Raw genomic sequence first — 1,613 nt, 5'->3', positions numbered from 1 at the left:
GCCTTCAACGCCAACGACAATGACGGCCGCATCGGCATCAACGGCGAGAACTTCCACTTCCCCAATCCTGGTCGGGCCCGCCACGGTGGCGGCGGTGGCGGCCATGGTGGTGGTCGTGGCCGCGGTCCCGGCGATCGCGACGGTGATGGCAACGGTCATGGCGGGGGGCCACTGCCGGGCGGCCCTGGCCAGCATGGCGGCGATGGCGGCGACGACGACGATGACGAGACCCGCGCCAACCGGTTGCCGGTGTCGCTCGGCCGCAACGTTCTGGCCAACGGCCTTGTCAACCTGTCGATGCTGATCTTCCTCGACGATCTCCTGGCCAAGACCTACGATCCGGACGGCGATGAGCTGAGCGTGCGCAACCTGACGGCCTCGAGCGGGGCGATCACCGCCTATGGCGACGGTGTCTGGCTCTATACGCCGGCGCGCGGGGTGAGCGGCCCGGTGACCTTCACCTACCAGGTGAGCGACGGCAAGGGCAGCATCGTCACGCAGTCGAGCCTGTCGCTCTTGAAGGGGGGGCCGCACGAGATTGCCGGCACCGACGGTGACGACCGGCTGCTCGGCACGCCCGATGACGACATCATCTCGCTGAAGGCTGGCGACGACTTCGTCTATGCCCGCGAGGGCCGTGACGTGGTGTTTGCCGGGTCCGGCGACGATACCGTCTTCGGCGGCGACGGCGACGACCTGATCCATGGCGAGGCCGGCAACGACCGTCTGTTCGGCGGGCTTGGCAACGACGTGCTGTTCGGCGGCGAGGGCGACGACGACCTGTTCGGCGACGAAGGCAATGACAGCCTGATCGGCGAGGGGGGCCACGACCGGCTGTTCGGCGGCGCCGGCAACGACCACCTGATGGGGGATGACGGCGACGATCAGCTCTTCGGCGAGGCCGGCGACGACCTGCTGGAAGGCGGCGCCGGCAATGACGTGCTGACCGGCGGTCTCGGCAAGGACGTGGCGCTCGGCGGCGACGGCAGCGATACCTTCCGGGTCGGGCTGCTCAGCGAGGACCTGCGCCAGGCGGCATCGGCCACGGGTACGTCGACCTCCACCCCCGCCTCCGCCTCCGACGGCAACGACACCTATGTCGGCGGCGAGGGCAGCGACACCTATGACGCCAGCGGTGCGACGGCAGCCGTCAATGTCGACCTGGCATCAGGCACCGCCACCGGCGCTGATATCGGCAATGACAGCCTTGATGGCATCGAGAACGTCATCGGCAGCGCCGACGACGACACGATTGGTGGCGACGGCAACGACAACCATCTGCAGGGCGGGGCCGGCGACGATGAGCTTGCCGGCAAGGCCGGCGACGATCTGATCGATGGCGGCGCGGGCGACGACGCACTGACGGGCGGCCTCGGCACGGACGTGGCGCTCGGCTTGGCCGGCGACGATATCTTCAAGGTCGGGCTGCTTGGCGAGGACCTGCCGGAGGCGGCCGCGGGCACGCCCGTTACCGACGGCAACGACACCTATGTCGGCGGCGAGGGCAGTGACACCTATGACGCCAGCGGCGCGACGGCAGCCGTTACCGTCGACCTTGCATCCGGCACCGCCACCGGCGCCGATATCGGCAGCGACAGCCTTGATGGCATCGA

Annotated in this window: 1 protein-coding gene; it reads left to right on the top strand. The window is 69.1% G+C overall.

The features are described 5' to 3' along the window. The coding region (locus FHT77_RS31095) for a cadherin-like domain-containing protein (protein ID WP_183759304.1) at positions 1–1,613 on the top strand (1,613 nt) is incomplete at both ends.

This window comes from Rhizobium sp. BK181, from assembly GCF_014193305.1.
Taxonomy (GTDB): Bacteria; Pseudomonadota; Alphaproteobacteria; order Rhizobiales; family Rhizobiaceae; genus Rhizobium.
Note: the sequence above shows the minus strand (reverse complement) of the source record. Positions and strands in the feature narration are given on the sequence as shown.